We start from the raw sequence: 16,674 nt of genomic DNA, 5'->3' as shown, positions 1-16,674 counted from the left end.
TCCCGCCCGGGGGCAGCGGAGGCCGGTGCAGCGCCCGGATCAGCGTCGGCCGGCGGCCAGCTTCAGGTCCTGGGAGAGCGCGGTGTAGGCCGCCTTGGTCCGGAGGTTCTCGTCCATGAGGTTGGCCGAGCCCTCGCCCTTGAACACGCCGGGAACCCAGGAGTACTTGTCGCTGAAGCCCCACACCGTGAAGTCGGTGCAGTGCTCGGTGAGCAGGCAGCCCTGGAGCAGCACGCTGTAGGCCTCGGCCTGCGCCTCCGTCTTGGTGCTGTCGACCGGCAGCGGGATCCGGACGTCGGCCTCGGTGATCGCCGTCTCCAGCCCGAGGTCGTCGAAGCGCTGCAGGTTGGCCGCGATGTCGTGCGGGGCGTCGTACGTGACGTCCAGGTGGCCCTGGACGCCGACGCCGTCGACGGGCACGTGCTGCTTCTTCAGCTCGGCCACCAGGGCGAGCAGGGCGGTGCTCTTCGCGTTGACGCCCTCGACGTTGTAGTCGTTGATGTACAACTTGGCCTTGGGGTCGGCCTGGTGGGCCCACCGGAAGGCGTCGGCGATGTAGCCGGGGCCGAGCTTCTGCAGCCAGATCGAGTCACGCATGGTGCCGTCGTCGTTGAACGCCTCGTTGACCACGTCCCACTGCCAGATCTTGCCCTTGAAGTGCCCGACCTCGTCGGTGATGTGCCGGTGCAGGATGTCGCGCAGCTCGGCGGCGCTGAAGTCGCCCTCGGTCAGCCAGGACGGCAGCTGGCTGTGCCAGACCAGGGTGTGGCCGCGGACCTGCTGACCGTTGGCGCGGGCGAAGTCGACCAACTGGTCGGCGGGGGCCCAGTCGTAGGTGCCACGGGTGGGCTCCACGGCCTCCCACTTCATGACGTTCTCCGGGGTGACGGCGGAGAACTCGGTGGCGGCCACGGCCCGGTAGGGCGCGTCGGCGGCCAGGGCGGACATGTCGACCGCCGTACCGATCCGGACACCGGCGCGGTCGCCGAGCTCGCCCAGGGTCCGGGCGGAGGAGCCCTTCTTCACCGGGCCCGGGCCGCCGCTCCCGGTAGCGGCCGAGGCGGTGGGGAGGGTGAACGCGCCGGCCAGCAGGGCTACTGCGGTACCGACCACCACGGCGTGAGTCGCCTTCATGTCTCTGTGTCCCTTCAGGTGTTGCGGAACACCGGGCCCTCGCGCGGGTCGCGCCGAGCCACTGTCGCTCGAAACATTTCGAAAACCTTTCCGCAACTTCCCGGGAAACCTAGGGGTTCAGATTTCGTGGGTCAATCCCCCTGCAGGAGATTGCTGCGCGTCGGCAACCCGTGACAGAGCGGGGGGAGATCACGATCTTCATGGGCATGACAATGAAGTTCTCCGACGTCTCCCCTGGTGGCGGGCGGGGGCGGCGAACGACACGGCGCCGCAGGTGGCCCGGCGCGACGGGCGGGACACGGCAGTGCCGGGCCGGGGCGGGAGCAGCGCATCGCGCACTGCCGTGCCCCGGCCCGGCCGGGTGGTCCGGGCGGTCAGCCCTCGTACGGGGCCAGCTCCGCCTGCTTCGGCGGCCGGCCGTCGCCGGAGGAGCGGCCGGTGAGGCGGCGGCCGATCCAGGGGCCGAGGTGCGTACCGAGCCAGCGCAGGTCCGACCGGAGCTTCTCGAAGCGGCCGGGCGCCGCGACCGGCGGCAGCGGAGCGCGCCAGTCGAAGCCGGCGGGACGGCCGAGGGCCTCCAGGACGGCCTCGGCGACCCGGCGATGGCCCTCCGGCGAGAGGTGCAGGCGGTCCTCCGCCCAGAGGCGGCGGTCGTCGAAGCAGGGGGCGGAGTAGAGATCCACCACGGCGACACCGGGATGGGCGGCGGCCAGGCCCTCGACGAAGGCCTTCATCCGCAGGATCGCGGGGAGCAGCCGGGCGCTGCCCGCGAGCCTGCGACTGGGATCGGTACTGGTGAACAGCACGACGGTGGCGCCGGAGGCGAGCAGTGCGGTGGCGGACCGGCCGAGAAGGTCCTCGACCCGGTCGACGTCGCACTTGGGCCGCAGCACGTCGTTGAGACCGCCGGCCAGCGTGATCAGCTCACCGCCCATGGCGGCCGCGCCCGGCACCTGCTCGTCGTGGATCTGCCCGATCAGCTTGCCCCGGACGGCGAGGTTGGCGTACCGGAAGCCGCCGCCCTCGGGCTGCTCGGCGGCCAGTCGGGCGGCGACCCGGCCGGCCCAGCCGAGGTAGTGGCCGTCGGGGCGCAGGTCGTCGCACATGCCCTCGGTGAAGGAGTCCCCGACGGCGACGTAGCTGGTGTACCTGCGGTTCACGGTGGAAGTGACTGTGTTCTCCATGGCGCGACGATCGTACGCGTACCGGAGGCACTCCCCTACCTGCGGGTAGTCCGTCGTCGGCAGGTCGCGCCCGGCGGAGCCGGAATCCACGCGACGGCGCGGATACCGGTCGGTAGACTCCGGCCGTCCCCGACCGGGCCGCCGCGGCGGCCGTGGAGGCCCCGCGTGCCCGAACCCCTTCTGCGGCAGATCCGCGCCGTGCACGACGCGCACGGCCTCGTCGTGTACCAGGCGTATCCGGCGGACATCGCCGAGGCGGCCCTCACGGCGGGCACCTTCAGACCGCCGTTCGAGCGCGACCGGATGACCTGGATCAAGCCGTCCTTCCGCTGGATGATGTACCGCTCCGGCTGGGGCACCAGGGCGGGGCAGGAGCGGGTGCTGGCCGTCCGGATCAGCCGGGCGGGATTCGAGTGGGCCCTGGCGCACGCCTGCCCGAGCCACTACGACCGCGACCGGTACGCCGACGCAGCCGCCTGGAAGGCGGATCTCGGGCGCAGTCCGGTCCGGCTCCAGTGGGATCCGGAGCGCTCCACCCGGCTCGCCCCGCTCGCCCACCGGGCGATCCAGATCGGCCTGTCCGGCGAGGCCGTGCACCGGTACGTCGACGAGTGGATCCTCGGCGTCGAGGACGTCACCGCGCTGGCGCACGAGAGCCGCGACCTGCTGCGCACGAGCGGCCCCGAGGCGGCCGACGCGCGGATCCCCGCCGAGCGGCCGTACCCGCTGCCCGAGCACCTCGCCGAGCGGATCGGCGCCACGCGCGCGGGGTCGTGACCGGCCGGCGCCCGGCCCGTCAGCCGGCCACCGGCGCGGGGTAGGTCTGCCGCAGGGTGAACACCTCGGCCGTGGGCCCGTTGGCGCGGAGCACGGTGAGGCGTTCCTCGGCCTCCACCGCGTCGGGGCGATGCCCGGCCGGGACCCACCAGAGCGCGGTCATCGCCTCGGCGGGCTTCTCGAACCACTCGCGCCGACGCTTCAGCATGGCGCGGTGCCCGGTGTCGTACACGTAGGCGTCGAGGGCGGCGGGGTCGCGCCAGACCGACATGTTGACGAGCAGCCAGTCGTCCTCGAAGACCCGGATCGCGGTGGCGTCGCCGTCCTCGCTCTGCAACCGCCAGACGAAGCCGTCGGCGGCGTCGGCGACGGCGTTCAGCGGGGCGAGGGCGGCGACGAAGTCGGCGAGCAGGGGGCTGTCGAGCGGCTGGAGCATCCGGGCGATGTTCACCTGCGCGAGCTGGTGCGCGGGGTCGTCGGACATCGCCACGTCGACGGGCGTGAGCGTGGTCATGGCCCGACCCTAGCCACCGAGCCACGCCGTGTCCGCCGCCGTCCGGGTGAACCAGTGCTCCCGGACGGCGTCCGTGGGGCGCTGCTTGCCGAGCAGGGCGGTACCCCACTCGCCGAGCGCCGCGATCACCTGATGGAGGGTCAGCCCCTGCTCCGTCAGCTCGTACACCACCGCGTTGGCCGGGCGCTCCAGCTTGCGGCGCAGCACGAGGCCGTCGGCCTCCAGCTGTTTGAGGCGGGCGGCGAGGATGTCGGTGGAGACGCCCGGGAGGTCGGCGTGCAGGTCGGTGTAGCGGCGGGGGCCGCCGAGGAGTTCACGGACGATCAGAAGGCTCCAGCGCTCCCCCACCGCGTCCAGGGCGCGGGCGACGGCGCAGTACTGGTCGTAGCTTCGGCGTGACATGGGGATCAGCATAGCCAAAAGGTTGGACTTTCCAAGTGGATACTTGGTAGAACAAAGCGATCGGTTGATGAGGGTGAGGGTCGGGAGGCCACTGATGGAGTTCCGCCAGTCCAGCAAGCTCAAGGGTGTCTGCTACGAGATCCGCGGGCCGGTGGTCGACCAGGCGAACGCGCTGGAGGAGGCCGGGCACAGCGTCCTGCGGCTGAACACCGGCAACCCCGCCACCTTCGGGTTCGAGGCGCCCGAGGAGATCATCCAGGACATCGTCCGCAACCTGCGGGGCGCGCACGGCTACAGCGACTCGCGCGGCATCCTGCCCGCCCGCCGCGCCGTCGTGCAGTACTACCAGCAGCGGGGCGTCGGCGGTGTCACGGTGGACGACGTCTACCTGGGCAACGGCGTCTCGGAGCTGATCCAGATGTCGGTCCAGGCCCTGGTCGACGACGGCGACGAGGTCCTCGTCCCGGCGCCGGACTTCCCGCTCTGGACGGCCGTGGTGCGGCTGGCCGGCGGCAAGGCCGTCCACTACCTCTGCGACGAGGAGGCGGACTGGTACCCCGATCTGGACGACATCGCCTCGAAGATCTCCCACCGCACCAAGGCCATCGTCGTCATCAACCCCAACAACCCCACCGGCGCGGTCTACCCGAAGGAACTGCTGGAGGGGATCCTCGACCTGGCCCGCCGGCACAACCTGATGGTTCTCGCCGACGAGATCTACGACAAGATCCTCTACGACGGCGTCGAGCACCACTGCCTGGCCGCCCTGGCCGACGACGTGGTCACCCTGACCTTCAACGGCCTCTCCAAGGCCTACCGGGTGGCCGGCTTCCGCAGCGGCTGGCTGATGGTCTCCGGCCCCAAGGCCCGGGCCCGGGACTACCTGGAGGGGCTCACCATGCTGGCCGGCATGCGCCTGTGCCCCAACGTACCGGCGCAGTACGCCGTGCAGGCGGCGCTCGGCGGGCACCAGTCCATCAACGACCTGGTCCTGCCGACCGGAAGGCTCGCCGAGCAGCGCGACGTCGCCTGGCGCGCCCTCAACGACATCCCGGGCGTCAGCTGCGTCAAGCCCAAGGGCGCGCTGTACGCCTTCGCCCGGCTCGACCCGGCCGTGCACAAGATCGTCGACGACGAGAAGTTCGTGCTGGACCTGCTGCTCCGCGAGAAGATCCACATCGTCCAGGGCACCGGTTTCAACTGGCCCCGGCCGGACCACTTCCGCTTCGTCACCCTGCCGCGCGCCGACGACCTGGAGACCGCGATCAGCCGGATCGGCCGCTTCCTGACCACCTACCGGCAGTGACCCACTGCGCAGCCGGGGTGCCGCGCAGCCGGCGGCGGCCCGGGCCTGCGGCCCTCCGTAGGCTGGCCGGCATGACCGTACTGCGCTCCGTCCTGCTCTTCGCCCTCGCCGCCCTCGCGGAGATCGGCGGCTGCTGGCTGATCTGGCAGAGCATGCGCGAGTCCCGCCCGTGGTGGCTGGCGGGACTCGGCGTGCTGGTGCTCGGCGCGTACGGCTTCGTCGCGGCACTCCAGCCGGACGCCGACTTCGGGCGGGTGCTCGCCGCGTACGGCGGGGTGTTCGTGGCCGCCTCACTGCTCTGGGGCGTGGTGGTGGACGGCTTCCGCCCCACCCGCTACGACGTGGTGGGAGCGGCGATCTGCCTGGCCGGGGTGGCGGTCATCATGTACGGGCCGCGCAGCGGGAGCTGAACCGCCCCGGCGGCCGCCCCGCCCCGACGTCCCGCGCCGACGTCCCGCCCAGCTCGCCTCCGGCCCACGCCCGACCCGCCCCGACGGCCGCTCAGGGGGCGGGCGGCGATTCGGCCAGGCCCCTGAGCAGACCGAGCAGCGCACCGCGGCCGAACTCGCCCTCGGCGGCCGGGCGGAAGAACTCCGCGTCCACCCGCTCCACCTCGGTGATGGCGGCGAGCGCCACCCGGGTGCCCTCCGGAGTGATCCGCAGCAGCCGCGCCCTGCTGTCGGCGGGATCGGCCTCCCGGACCAGCAGACCCTTGGCCTCCAGCCGGCGGACGACCTGGGAGGTCATCTTGACGTCGGTGCCGGCCTGCCGGGCCAGGGCCTGCTGGTTGGGCGTACTGCCGCGCTCGTTCAGCCACCACGCGCAGGAGAGCAGCACGAACTGCACATGGGTCAGATCGTGCGGTGTCAGCGCCGCCGCGATCTCGCGCTGCCAGCGCAGGGTGGCGTGCCAGAGCCAGAACCCGGGGCTCTGGTCGGGCCCTGCGCCGCTCACGGGGCGACGGCGTGGGCGAGCAGGCCCGCCATCGCCTCGGGGAAGTCCTCGGTGATGGCGGGGCCCACCTCCGGCCCGAGCGCGTCGGCCTCGGGGCCGGTGATCTCCAGACGGTGGACCACCAGGGTGCCGCCGTCGGGCAGCGGGGTGAGGGTGTGACTGAACCCGAGCGTGACGCCGCCGAACTCGGTCTCGTCGGCGTAGTACTCGTTCTCCCGGACGCCGGTGATCACCGAGACGATCGGATCCTGGCCCTTGGGGGTCATCGAGACCTTGGAACCGACCTCGAACGGGCCCTGGAGCGAGACCGTCTCCATCGAGGTGTCCCAGCGCGTCCAGCCGTCGAGGTCCCGCAGGACGCTCCAGACGGCCCGCGGGGTGGCGCTGGTCTCGGCGCTGTACTCGTGGCTCCACATGATGTCGTCTCCCGGTGCTCCGCGCTCAGCCGTTCGGCATTTGCTCTACGCGTAGATTACCTACGCGCAGACTAAATCGTCAAGGAACCCGCGCCACCTGCCCCCGGGGGCCCCGTCGGCCGCGCGCGCCGCCGCTCGTCCGGTCAGCCTCCCGACGCGGTCAGTGCCAGGACCAAGGCCCAGGCGAACACCCCGGTGACCCAGGTCCACAGCACCGACAGGGCCAGGTGGGCGGCGGTCCGGAGCCGGTCGCCGCGCCAGAGGCGGGGCGAGAAGTAGGCGAACTCGAAGACCCATCGGGTGCCCCAGAACAGGGTCTGACCGGCCAGCACGGCGGTGCCCAGCGGCGTACCGGCCCGCAGGTCGCGGACGAGCAGCAGCGGCAGCAGGCCCAGCAGGACGCAGGTGAGACCGATGAAGAACAGGTGTGCGTAGCCGACCTGACGGGTCAGCAGGCTGCTGCCGGCCAGATCCGCCGGCCAGCCGACGATCCGGGGCAGCAGGGCGTGGAACAGGCCCAGGCCGACCAGTACGAGGCCCACCAGGCGCAACTGGCCGTCCAGCGTGAGCAGCGCGGCGAGCGGGTGGTTCACGAAGGCTCGCCGCGGAAGGCGAAGGCGGTGACCAGCCCGGCGATCCGGCGCTCGGCCGCGTGGACCAGCCCCGAGCGGGCGGCCAGTCGCAGCCACTCGGAGCGGGGCAGGAAGTGCCAGGCGCCGGGGCCGTACACGGCCGTGTTGGCGGCGTCCCGCAGGTGCTCCACCAGGACGAGCGTGCCCCCCGGGCGCAGTGTCCGGGCGATCTCGTCGAACAGTGCCTCCCGGTCTGTCCGGTGGCGCAGTTCGTGGGCGGCGAAGACCGCGAACACGGTGTCCTGGGAGCCGGACGCCACCGGCAGCCGGCCGGGGCGGCCGGGCAGCGTACCGGGGATCGGGGGCACCCGCAGCCGGGCCCGGCGGATCGAGCCCTCGGTCATCAGCGCCGGGTCGTAGAGGTCCACGAGGGTGCCCCGCGCGCCGGGGTGGCGCTCCGCGAGCGGCCGGGCGGCCTCGTCCAGCCCGGCCGAGACCACCAGGTAGCGGCCGGGGCCGTCCGGCAGGAGGTCGGGCAGCCAGGCGAAGGAGTGCAGCTCTGAGCGGTCGTACACCCACCAGGTGGCCGCGGTGGCGGTGGCCAGTAGCGCGGCGGCGCCCCACGCGAGGGTCCGCACGGCGGTGGCGGCCGGCCGGGGAAGCCGAGCGGCCGACGCGCGGCCGCCCACCACCGTGGCCGCCCCGGCGGCGTAGAGCGGCCAGTTGTAGGCGAGCACCTCGCGTACGCCCGAGGGGCGGGGCGGGGCCGGCGGCCTCGTCACAGCTCGGCCCCGCTCTCACGGCGGCGGCGGCCGGACTCCCAGCCGTAGTCGACGGCGGCCACGTGGAAGGCGTTGGCAAGCACCGGCTTCGACCCGGCGAACGGACCGTGCTCGAAGAAGGTCAGGCGGGGCACCTCGACCGCCACCGGCACCGGGTCCCACCGCGTGCGGGTGGCCTTGACCACGATGACGGTACCGGTCTGCGGCTCGTGCTCGAAGGTGTAGGGCAGCGGGCCGGCGAACCGGCGGGCGTCCCTGGCGTCCGCGAACGGACTGTCCGGCGGCAGCGGAGCCGGCCGGTCCGCGAGATCGGCCCGCACGTGCAGGTCGGCGCGTCCGTCCGCGCTGGCCACCTTGAACTCCAGGGTGTCGGCCACCACCCGGCTGCCGATCCGGGCCAGCCGGTAGTTGTAGCGGGAGAACAGGTTGCCGCCGAGCACCATCGGCCGGCCGGCGGTGTCGCTGCGCAGGATCTTCAGCCCGCGCATGGTGCGGCCACCGGGGGTCGCGAAGCGGGTGAAGATCCGGTAGCCGGTCAGCAGGTGGTCGCCGCCGAGCCGGGCCGGCAGGCCGGCCGGGCGCAGCCGCCGGGCGTCGACCAGGGCGACCGCGACGAAGCCGTGCTCCCGTCCCGTCCGGTCGGTGTACGTGTCGAGGGTGAGCCCGGGCGGCAGCAGCGGGGTCAGCAGCTCCGGTGCCAGCGCGTAGGTCAGCACCAGCGAGTGCGCGAAGTGCGTGCGCATCGGGAAGGGGTGGCGTTGCAGCAGGTGTCTCACGAGTCGTTCCTCTCCTCGGTGGTACCGGTGGCGCCGATCCGCAGGACCCGTACGACCCCCCAGAGCATCGAGCGGTCCTCGGCCGCCCGGCCTGGGCCGGCCGGGCCCGGCTCGCGGAGACTGCGCAGCACCACCGCGCCGCCTGGGCGGACCGCGTGACGCACGGCGGCGCGCAGCCGGGCGGCGAAGTCCGGGCCGGGGCCGTCCAGGATGTTGGACAGGGTGACCCCGTCGTAGCTGCCGGCCGGGGCCCGCTCCAGGTGTTCGACCACGTCGCCGAGCACCAGCCGCACGCGCTGCCCGCCGGTGTCGAGGCCCTCCGGGTCGCCGGGGCGCTCGCGGCCGAGCAGCAGCCGCCAGGCCCAGGGGTTGGCGGCGTTGGGGTGGGTGCCGACGGCCCGCTCGATCCGGGAGCGCAGGACGGCGTCGAAGCGGCGCGGTACAACGCGGCGGAACTCCGGGCGCAGGCCGACGGCCAGCGTGCCGGCCGGTCGAAGCGCCGCGCCCATCAGGCAGCGCAGACCGGGGCCGTCCAGGGCGGTACGCCAGTGGCGGCCCTGCGCGACGGGGTCGTCGAGCCGCAGGAAGCGCTCCATCGGAGTGGGGCGCCAGGCCGGAAGGGCCATGGCGGCGGCGACCCGGCCGACCGCCGTCAGCCGCTCGGCGGAGCCGGCCACGGCGGGCGCCCCGGCCTCCAGTCGAGCCCGGGCGTAGGCGAGTTGGGCGGGATTGAGGTCGACGGCGGTGACCTCGTGGCCGGCCGCGGCGAGCGCGGCCGCGGTGTCGCCGGCCGACGCGATGCTCAACACCCGGGCGCCGGACGGGGGGAAGGCCGCGAGTTCGACGGCAGGGTCCTCGTACATCCGGCCGAACAGGACGCGCGGCCGGCCGGCCGGGCCCACCGACAGCCGGGCTCCGGCCCACGGCGTGGCGCTCATACCGCGACCGGCCGCGGGCGGTCCCCGGTGGTCCGTCGAGCGGGCTCACGGGCGGCCACCGTCCAGATCAGCGCGAGGAACGCCAGGTCCTGGACGACCAGTCGCCCGGGCTCGGGGATCTGGTCGCCGCCGAACAGCAGGCCGCCGGCGTTGAACCCGACGACCAGGCCGGTCTGGACCACCGCGGCGGCCCGGGCGGCCCGGCCCCCGAGGACCCAGAGCCCGAGGGCCACCTCGGCGAAGCCGATGGCGAGCAGCACCGGGGTGACCGCGCCGCCGGGCAGCAGCGGCACGCTCTCGACGATGGCCCGCTGGTCCGCCCGGCCGGGGAGGACCTTGCACCAGAAGCCCTCGTAGAACCACATCAGGGCGACCGCTGCCGCCGGCAGCGCTGTCCACCGGGATCTGATCACGTGATCGTCCTCTCGTTCGATGCCGACCGGTCCGAAAGCCGCCGACGGACCGGCCGCCGGAGCCCGGGGAGCGGAGGCGACGGGGCGACGGGGCGCGCCGACAGTCGGCGCGCCGGGGTGACCGGCGGCGGTGCTCCGAGCCGTCCAGGACGGCCGGGCTCATCATGGCCAATATTTTGAACATGTTCAACTGGCTCCGCCGGGGCGGGCCGGAGCGCCGGCCGGCGACCCGGCGGGCTAGCATCGGCCTCACCCCCACCGCGGAAGGACCCCCCGATGCCCAAGCCTCCCGAGCCCGGTACACGCGCCCCCGAATTCACCCTGCCCGGCCTGCTGTTCGACCCCGAGAAGGGCGACGCCGAGCGGCGCGAGCACCGGCTCGTGGACGCCAAGGGCGGGCCGCTGGTGCTGGTCTTCTACCCCGGCGACGACACCGCCGTCTGCACCAAGCAGCTCTGCTCGTACACCTCCGACCTCGACCGCTTCCGCGACCTCGGCGCGACCGTGTGGGGCATCAGCCCGCAGGACCTCGACAGTCACGAGCGCTTCGCCCGCAAGCACGGCCTCGGCTTCCCCCTGCTCGCCGACACCGACCGGGCCGTCGCCCGCGCGTACGGCATCGCCGTACCCGGGCTCGGGCTGCGCCGCTCGGTCTTCATCCTGGACGGCGACGGCACGGTCCGCTGGAAGCACGTCGCGCTCGCCGGGCTGACCTTCCAGCACAGCGACACACTCGCGGAGCAGTTGGCCGCACTGAGGGACTGACCGGCGGCACAGCGCAGGCCCGAGACGCCCCCGGGCACCTCGCGGGCCGGGGGCCGCGACCGCCGACACGTCTGACGTCTGCGTGGCCCGCCCCCACGTGCCCGTGGCCTCCACTCCGACGCGAAGCGAGGGTCGGACGGCGGACGACCCGAGGCCAAAGCCGGACGGCGGACGACCCGAGGCCAAAGCCGGACGACGGACGACCCGAGGCCAAAGCCGGACGACGGACGACGCGAGGCCAAAGCCGGACGACGCGAAGTGAGGGAGTCGTCGTCAGCCGAAAGGCCGGCCCGCCCCGGCGGCAGGACACGGTGAGCGTGGAGAGGACATTTTCGCCGGTAGACCCCTGCGATCCGCGCGATGGCGCGCGGGCCGGACAGCTTGCGCCACGGCACCCCGCTGCACGGCACGTTCGGCTCCTACCGGGTGCCCCGGGCAGGGGCGCGGGGGTGCATCGGCCGGGCCCGCGACGCCGTCCGGCCCCGGGGAGGATTCCCCCGGGGCCGGACGGCGTGTGGTGGGGCGTCAGCGGTCGCCGGCGCTCCAGCCCCAGCCGCCGCCGTGGCCGTCGTCGTCGCTCTTGCTGTCCCAGCCCTCGCCGACCGTGCGCAGGATGGTGTAGTTGTCCACCTGTGTGCCGTTCTCCGCGAGCGCGATGACCTTCATCGAGGACTTCTGCCCCAGGTGCGCCGGGGTGACGTCGACCCGGATGAAGGAGTAGCCGGTGTAGCGCACCCGCGACCACTCGACGGTCTCGGTGACCTTCACGCCGCCCTGGGCGAAGTGGAAGGTGTTCACCGAGTCCTGGGGGTTCTCGTGGCCCTCGTAGGTGTCGGGGGCGTCGAAGCTGTAGAGGCTGCGCCCGGCCGCGCCCGCCGTCACGTAGACCACGCCGTCCTTGGCGGGCTCGACGGTGGCGCCGCTCGGCACCGCCTTGGAGACCTTGTTGCCGAGGATCGCGTCGGTCCGCTCGTAGACGTGGTTGTGGCCGTTGACCACCAGGTCCACCCGGTACTTCTCGAACAGCGGCACCCAGGCCTCGCGCACACCGCCCTCGGAGGCGTGCTGGTGCGTGGTGGAGAACGCGCAGTGGTGGAAGAAGATCACGACGAAGTCGATCGTCTCGTCGTTGCGCAGGTCCTTGAGCTGGCGCTCCAGCCACTTGGTCTGCTTGCCGGCCGAGATGCCGAGGTTGGCCGGGATCTCGTACGAGACGTCGTTGGCGTCCAGCGAGATGACGCCGACGTTCTTGTAGCGGAAGCTGTAGACGCCGGGGACGGTACGCGGGTCCGGCCCGTTGTCCGGCAGGTAGAAGCGGTTGTTCTCGCCGCCGTACCCGTTGTGCGAGTACCAGGCCTCCATGTCGTGGTTGCCGTAGGAGACCATCCACGGGATCTTCGAGGCGACCGTCTCGGTCTGCGCGAGGAAGGCGTCCCAGGTGGTGGCGTTGTAGACGGACTTGTCGGAGTCCTGGCCGGAGCCGGCCGGGTCGGCGTAGCAGATGTCGCCGGCGTGCAGGTGGAAGGCCGGGTTCTGAGCCAGGATCACGTGGTCGTTGCCGGCCGCGTGCGCGCTGACGCCCTGGTCGCCGAAGGCGGTGAAGGTGAACGGCTCGTACACCTTGCCCCACATGTGGTCGCGCGCGGGCGCGGTGCGGAAGGTGCTCAGGGTGGAGACCGCCTGCTGCGAGGCCGGGTCGAAGCCCTGGTGGCCGACGCCGTAGTAGTACGTGGTGTCGGGCTGGAGGTCCTCCAGCGCCACGTGCAGGTAGTACTGGTCGACCGGCGCGGCGGTCGGCACCAGCGCGGGGGTGTGCAGGGCGCGCACCTCGGCAGCGACCTTGTGGCTGAGGTCCCACGGCTGCTTGCCGAAGCGCAGGAACGGCTTCTTCACCGGGGCCGGGACCTGCCAGGAGACCCGGAACTGGGTGTCCGGCTCGGGGCCGAAGGCGAGGTGACGGCCGATCGGGGCGACCAGCGAGCCGTCGATGCCGTCCGTGGTGGCGGTCTTCGACGACAGGGGGGCGGCGGCGGCGCTGCCGGTGCCGAGCGTGCCACCGACCGCGAGGGCGCCCACGGTGATCGCGCCGGTGCGCAGCATCCGGCGGCGGGAGAAGCGGCTGCGCAGGTACTCGTGCTGCTCAGCCATGCTCATACGGTCGGCGAGCTTCTCGGGCACGCCCATGCGAGGGATATCCATGGCCGGACTTTCGCAGCGGCGGATTGCCCGCACACGGACGGACGGTGAACGGCCATCGGCGTGTCGGCCACTCGAACACCAATGTTCGACCATGTGCAGGCAAAGTACCCCTGGGAGGTGTACAAGGCGACGGAGCTCCCGGCGCACCGGCCGGCCCCGCTCCGGGTGCCGCCCGAGGCGGCGACTCACCACCCCGCACGGCCGCCGTGACGACCACGGGTACCGGCCGCCCCCGTCCTCCCCAGGCAGCCCGCTCGGACGTCGCGGCGGCGCACGACCACCGGCGCGAGAGCGATCGCGACCAGCGACCACGGCACGAAGACCGGCCGGGAGCCTCCCACGGTGGGCGAGAACCCGCGGCTGCCGGGATCCGGCTCCCCGATTCTGCACCGGACGCCGCCAGGCGCTCGCCACCGTGGAGGCGCTGACGTCGGCGGACCAGCGCCTGCTCGTCGAGAAGAACAACAGCAGCATCAGCAACGTCATGGCGGTGGTCACCATCGTGCCCGCGCTGTGTCGGATCAGCACTCCGAGCCTCGGACCGGCCGGCGCACGAACGGGGGCCACGTCTTCGAGGGCGAGTGCCCCGATTCGGCCCGCCGGCAGCCCGGTCACCGCGATCCGCCCGGACGTCGCCGGGGCCTCCGGCTCCATCGGTGCTCCGGCCGCCGTCAGCAGCTCGGCCGGTTCCGCGGCCTGCGGGGCGCCCGCCACGACGCCCGTCCGGGCTCCGCACCGCCGGACCGGGCCCACCTCCGGGAGCACCTCGTCGACCCGGCACAGCGGGATGCCGTTGCCACGGGCCAGGGCGGGCAGATGCGCCACCGCGCTGCGCCCGCCGTGGACCTGATGGGTGTCCAGGAGGGCTCCGACGTGGCGCAGCCCGCGCGGATGGGAGCGGAACGGTACCCCGCCCGCGGTGGCGGTACCGGCGGTGGGAGCGTCCAGACCGAGGACCATGCGCAGCGTGCTGGTCCTTCCCGCTCCGTGGGGGCCCGGGCAGCCCGTGACCCGCCCGGGCCGCACGCTGAAGGACAGTCGGTCGACGGCGGTCGTGCCGCCGTGGCGCTCGGTGAGTTCATCGACTTTGATCACGGCACCGAGCCTGCCGGGCGCGGGCCGGCCGGGCATCGGACCGGGGGTTGCACTTCGGTGCCCAGCACTGGCCCGGGGGTTTACATCCCCGGGGCGATGCGTTCGCGGGCGGGCGCCGCCTAGGGTCGCGGCATGACCGCCACCTCACCCGCTTCGCTGCCGGGGCCCCCGTCCTCACGACCTACCGCACGCGGCGTGGCCGCCGGCGCGGCCTGGGGCGGAGCCCTCCTCTACCTCGTCTTCCTCACCCTCCTGCTCGGGGGCGCGCCAAGGGCGTCCGCCGCCGTCCAGGCCCTCGGAGTGGTGCTCGCCGCGGCCCTGCTCGTCGGCCTGCTCGGCCGGTCTCCGCTGTCGGTGCTGGCGCTGACGCTGACCGGATCCGTGCTGGCGCTGGCGGTGTCGAGCGACTTCGCCCCGGGGCGGTTCCTGTCCTTCCTGGCTGCGGATGTCGCGCTCGGTTTCGTCGTCGCCTCCAGGTCGTGGCGGAGCGCGACGGCGGGCGCGTTGCTGTCGCTCCTCGTGCAGAGCGCCGCCGTCGGAGGGTTCGCCCACAGGCCCGACGACATGACGGCCACCGGTGTGGTCGCCCTGCTGGCGATGACCGTCTCCTGCACGGTGGGCCTGCTGGCCCGCGAGCGGCGCCAACACGCGGTGTCGCTGCGCTCGAAGGAGGTGACCGAGGCGGTGACCGCCGAACGGCTGCGGATCGCCCGTGAGTTGCACGACATGGTCGCGCACAGCATCGGCATCATCGCGATCCAGGCCGGGGTCGGCCGCCGAGTCATCGACACGCAGCCCGCCGAGGCGCGCAACGCCCTGGAGGCCATCGAGACCATCGGCCGGGAGACCCTGGCGGGCCTGCGGCGGACGCTGGTGGCGCTGCGTCAGGCCGATCCCGGAGCCGGCCGGCAGCAGGAGCCGCTCGCGCCCACGCCGGATCTGGCGGGCCTGGAACGACTGGTGGCGATGACGGCGGACGCCGGCGTCCGGGTGGAGTTGCACCGGCGGGGGGAGCAGCGTCGGCTGCCGCCCGACATCGAACTGTCCGCCTACCGTATCGTCCAGGAGGCGGTGACCAACGTGGTCCGCCACGCGGCCGTCGGGCACTGCTGGGTGACGATCGGGTACGGGGTCGAGGAGTTGCACGTGCAGGTCGACGACGAGGGGCGCGGCGCGCCGGACGGCCCGGGAGACACGGGCTTCGGCATCACCGGCATGCGCGAGCGCGTCGCCCTGCTGCAGGGCCGCTTCAGCGCGGGGCCGCGCCCCGGGGGCGGGTTCCGGGTGACGGCGTCGCTGCCGCTGCCGCCGCTGCACGAGGGCGCCGGGGCGCCGGAGGAGGCGCGGTGAGCGTGCGCGTCGTCCTGGCCGACGACCAGCCGCTGGTGCGCTCCGGTCTCCGTGTACTGATGACCGACGCCCCTGACCTGACCGTCGTCGGTGAGGCCGCGACGGGGGCCGAGGCGGTCCGGCTGGTGGGTGAGCACAGCCCGGACGTGGTCGTGATGGACATCCGGATGCCCGGCATGGACGGGATCGAGGCCACTCGGCGGATCACGGCCGGACCGGCCACGACCCGCGTGCTGATCCTCACCACCTTCGACGAGGACGATCACGTCTACGGCGCGCTCAGGGCCGGCGCGAGCGGCTTCGCCGTCAAGGACATGGCGTTGGACGACATCCTCACGGCGGTCCGCGTGGTCGCCGCCGGTGACGCGCTGATCGCCCCGGCCGTGACCCGCCGGCTGATCGCGGACATCGCCCGGCAGCCCGGTCCGCCGACTCCCGGGAGCACCCTGCGCGCGGTGGAGGGGATCACCGAGCGGGAGCGGGAGGTGCTGACCCTGGTCGGCCGGGGCCGCTCCAACACCGAGATCGCCGAGGACCTGTTCATCTCGGTGGCCACGGCCAAGTCTCACGTGGCACGGCTGTTCAGCAAGCTGGGCGCCCGGGACCGGGTCCAACTCGTGATCACCGCGTACGAGATGGGGCTGGTCACACCGCCCGGCTGAGTCCACCGGGCCGGGCTGCCTCGGCCGGGCGGCAGCTCACCGGGGATCACCCCGGCCGGCGTCCTCGCTACGTCGCGAGGGTCTCGTCCCGCGAGCTCGGCGCGCGGTTGCCGGTGCCGTCACAGGTACGGCAGACCTCCTCGCGATACGCGTGCTTGGCGCCGCTCGCGTCCACCCGGTAGCGGACGTAGAGGCCCGTCCCGTCGCAGAGGAAGCAGTTCCCGCCGCCACCGCCCACCTCGGTGGTGCCGGTGCCCTGGCAGGTGCGGCAGCTGAGGCCGGCGGTGCGGCCGGTGCCTGCGCAGATCCGGCAGACCGTCGTCACCGGGACACCCCCGCGGGGTGGTCGGCGGCCCGCGTGATCGTGGCCATGGTGATTCCTCCGTCGTCGGCGCCAGTCGCCAGCGTAGACCCGCGACACCCGCCGCTGCACCG

General features: G+C 73.3%; 19 protein-coding genes and 1 pseudogene. 7 read left to right on the top strand and 13 right to left on the bottom strand.

Annotation, left to right across the window (positions count from 1 at the left end):
• Positions 1-39: 39 nt before the first annotated feature.
• Entirely contained in the window at positions 40-1,134 is a 1,095-nt protein-coding gene (locus OG823_RS26740) for an endo-1,4-beta-xylanase (RefSeq protein ID WP_371482482.1), read from the bottom strand.
• Between the two features lie 374 nt (positions 1,135-1,508).
• Positions 1,509-2,318, bottom strand: a complete 810-nt coding sequence (locus tag OG823_RS26735) for an SGNH/GDSL hydrolase family protein (RefSeq protein ID WP_371482481.1) — start codon at positions 2,316-2,318, stop codon at positions 1,509-1,511.
• A gap of 165 nt (positions 2,319-2,483) precedes the next feature.
• Between OG823_RS26735 and OG823_RS26730 the strand changes: the two genes are divergently transcribed.
• On the top strand, positions 2,484-3,095 hold the full coding sequence (locus OG823_RS26730; RefSeq protein WP_371482479.1) for a DUF4291 domain-containing protein: 612 nt from the start codon (positions 2,484-2,486) through the stop codon (positions 3,093-3,095).
• A gap of 19 nt (positions 3,096-3,114) precedes the next feature.
• Here OG823_RS26730 and OG823_RS26725 read toward each other — a convergent pair whose 3' ends face one another.
• Entirely contained in the window at positions 3,115-3,609 is a 495-nt protein-coding gene (locus OG823_RS26725) for a DUF3291 domain-containing protein (protein ID WP_371482478.1), read from the bottom strand.
• Positions 3,610-3,657: 48 nt separating this feature from the next.
• A pseudogene (locus OG823_RS26720) lies at positions 3,658-4,011 on the bottom strand (winged helix-turn-helix transcriptional regulator); the annotation flags it as partial.
• 94 nt (positions 4,012-4,105) lie between these two features.
• Here OG823_RS26720 and OG823_RS26715 point away from each other — a divergent pair.
• Both OG823_RS26715 and OG823_RS26710 read left to right on the top strand, forming a co-directional pair.
• On the top strand, positions 4,106-5,317 hold the full coding sequence (locus tag OG823_RS26715; RefSeq protein WP_371482476.1) for a pyridoxal phosphate-dependent aminotransferase: 1,212 nt from the start codon (positions 4,106-4,108) through the stop codon (positions 5,315-5,317).
• Between the two features lie 71 nt (positions 5,318-5,388).
• Positions 5,389-5,727 carry a YnfA family protein gene (locus OG823_RS26710; RefSeq protein WP_371482475.1) on the top strand — a complete coding sequence of 113 codons (339 nt, stop codon included), beginning with the start codon at positions 5,389-5,391 and terminating at the stop codon, positions 5,725-5,727.
• Between the two features lie 91 nt (positions 5,728-5,818).
• Here OG823_RS26710 and OG823_RS26705 read toward each other — a convergent pair whose 3' ends face one another.
• From OG823_RS26705 to OG823_RS26675, 7 genes are all read right to left on the bottom strand, one after another.
• The gene (locus tag OG823_RS26705; RefSeq protein WP_371482474.1) at positions 5,819-6,271 is read right to left on the bottom strand and encodes a MarR family winged helix-turn-helix transcriptional regulator; all 453 of its coding nucleotides are present in this window, start codon (positions 6,269-6,271) and stop codon (positions 5,819-5,821) included.
• Entirely contained in the window at positions 6,268-6,687 is a 420-nt protein-coding gene (locus OG823_RS26700) for an SRPBCC family protein (RefSeq protein WP_371482473.1), read from the bottom strand. Before OG823_RS26700 ends, OG823_RS26705 begins: the two co-directional genes overlap by 4 nt.
• Before the next feature lie 143 nt (positions 6,688-6,830).
• A complete protein-coding gene (locus OG823_RS26695) occupies positions 6,831-7,280 on the bottom strand; it encodes a hypothetical protein (protein WP_371482472.1) in 450 nt (149 codons plus the stop codon).
• On the bottom strand, positions 7,277-8,041 hold the full coding sequence (locus tag OG823_RS26690) for a class I SAM-dependent methyltransferase (protein WP_371482471.1): 765 nt from the start codon (positions 8,039-8,041) through the stop codon (positions 7,277-7,279). Before OG823_RS26690 ends, OG823_RS26695 begins: the two co-directional genes overlap by 4 nt.
• On the bottom strand, positions 8,038-8,817 hold the full coding sequence (locus OG823_RS26685; protein ID WP_371482470.1) for a DUF2071 domain-containing protein: 780 nt from the start codon (positions 8,815-8,817) through the stop codon (positions 8,038-8,040). Before OG823_RS26685 ends, OG823_RS26690 begins: the two co-directional genes overlap by 4 nt.
• Positions 8,814-9,755: a DUF3419 family protein gene (locus OG823_RS26680; protein ID WP_371482469.1), complete on the bottom strand. Its 942-nt coding sequence runs from the start codon at positions 9,753-9,755 to the stop codon at positions 8,814-8,816. Before OG823_RS26680 ends, OG823_RS26685 begins: the two co-directional genes overlap by 4 nt.
• On the bottom strand, positions 9,752-10,168 hold the full coding sequence (locus OG823_RS26675) for a DoxX-like family protein (RefSeq protein WP_371482468.1): 417 nt from the start codon (positions 10,166-10,168) through the stop codon (positions 9,752-9,754). Before OG823_RS26675 ends, OG823_RS26680 begins: the two co-directional genes overlap by 4 nt.
• Positions 10,169-10,444: 276 nt before the next feature.
• Between OG823_RS26675 and OG823_RS26670 the strand changes: the two genes are divergently transcribed.
• Entirely contained in the window at positions 10,445-10,933 is a 489-nt protein-coding gene (locus tag OG823_RS26670; RefSeq protein WP_371482467.1) for a peroxiredoxin, read from the top strand.
• Positions 10,934-11,458: 525 nt separating this feature from the next.
• Here OG823_RS26670 and OG823_RS26665 read toward each other — a convergent pair.
• Positions 11,459-13,132, bottom strand: coding sequence for a fibronectin type III domain-containing protein (locus OG823_RS26665; protein WP_371482466.1), 1,674 nt, complete (start codon positions 13,130-13,132; stop codon positions 11,459-11,461).
• Positions 13,133-13,547: 415 nt separating this feature from the next.
• Here OG823_RS26665 and OG823_RS26660 point away from each other — a divergent pair, with 415 nt between their 5' ends.
• From OG823_RS26660 to OG823_RS26650, 3 genes are all read left to right on the top strand, one after another.
• Complete coding sequence (locus OG823_RS26660) at positions 13,548-13,982, top strand: hypothetical protein (protein ID WP_371482465.1); 435 nt, start codon at positions 13,548-13,550, stop codon at positions 13,980-13,982.
• A 377-nt stretch (positions 13,983-14,359) separates the two neighbouring features.
• Positions 14,360-15,577, top strand: a complete 1,218-nt coding sequence (locus tag OG823_RS26655; protein WP_371482464.1) for a sensor histidine kinase — start codon at positions 14,360-14,362, stop codon at positions 15,575-15,577.
• The gene (locus tag OG823_RS26650) at positions 15,574-16,239 is read left to right on the top strand and encodes a response regulator (RefSeq protein WP_371482463.1); all 666 of its coding nucleotides are present in this window, start codon (positions 15,574-15,576) and stop codon (positions 16,237-16,239) included. The genes OG823_RS26655 and OG823_RS26650 overlap by 4 nt, the downstream gene beginning before the upstream one ends.
• A gap of 67 nt (positions 16,240-16,306) precedes the next feature.
• On the opposite strand, the gene OG823_RS26645 is transcribed toward OG823_RS26650, so the two are convergent.
• Positions 16,307-16,564, bottom strand: coding sequence for a hypothetical protein (locus tag OG823_RS26645; protein WP_371482462.1), 258 nt, complete (start codon positions 16,562-16,564; stop codon positions 16,307-16,309).
• Positions 16,565-16,674: the final 110 nt, after the last annotated feature.

The organism is Kitasatospora sp. NBC_00315, assembly GCF_041435095.1.
Taxonomy (GTDB): Bacteria; Actinomycetota; Actinomycetes; order Streptomycetales; family Streptomycetaceae; genus Kitasatospora.
This window is presented reverse-complemented; position numbering and strand designations above follow the sequence as displayed.

Excerpts from the sequence above, each read along its gene's own strand:
- OG823_RS26670 (WP_371482467.1), top strand. The coding sequence starts at position 10,445 with ATGCCCAAGCCTCCCGAGCCCGGTACACGCGCCCCCGAATTCACCCTG.
- OG823_RS26715 (WP_371482476.1), top strand. The coding sequence starts at position 4,106 with ATGGAGTTCCGCCAGTCCAGCAAGCTCAAGGGTGTCTGCTACGAGATC.
- OG823_RS26665 (WP_371482466.1), bottom strand. The coding sequence starts at position 13,132 with ATGGATATCCCTCGCATGGGCGTGCCCGAGAAGCTCGCCGACCGTATG.
- OG823_RS26700 (WP_371482473.1), bottom strand. The coding sequence starts at position 6,687 with ATGTGGAGCCACGAGTACAGCGCCGAGACCAGCGCCACCCCGCGGGCC.
- OG823_RS26680 (WP_371482469.1), bottom strand. The coding sequence starts at position 9,755 with ATGAGCGCCACGCCGTGGGCCGGAGCCCGGCTGTCGGTGGGCCCGGCC.
- OG823_RS26655 (WP_371482464.1), top strand. The coding sequence starts at position 14,360 with ATGACCGCCACCTCACCCGCTTCGCTGCCGGGGCCCCCGTCCTCACGA.
- OG823_RS26725 (WP_371482478.1), bottom strand. The coding sequence starts at position 3,609 with ATGACCACGCTCACGCCCGTCGACGTGGCGATGTCCGACGACCCCGCG.
- OG823_RS26740 (WP_371482482.1), bottom strand. The coding sequence starts at position 1,134 with ATGAAGGCGACTCACGCCGTGGTGGTCGGTACCGCAGTAGCCCTGCTG.
- OG823_RS26710 (WP_371482475.1), top strand. The coding sequence starts at position 5,389 with ATGACCGTACTGCGCTCCGTCCTGCTCTTCGCCCTCGCCGCCCTCGCG.
- OG823_RS26735 (WP_371482481.1), bottom strand. The coding sequence starts at position 2,318 with ATGGAGAACACAGTCACTTCCACCGTGAACCGCAGGTACACCAGCTAC.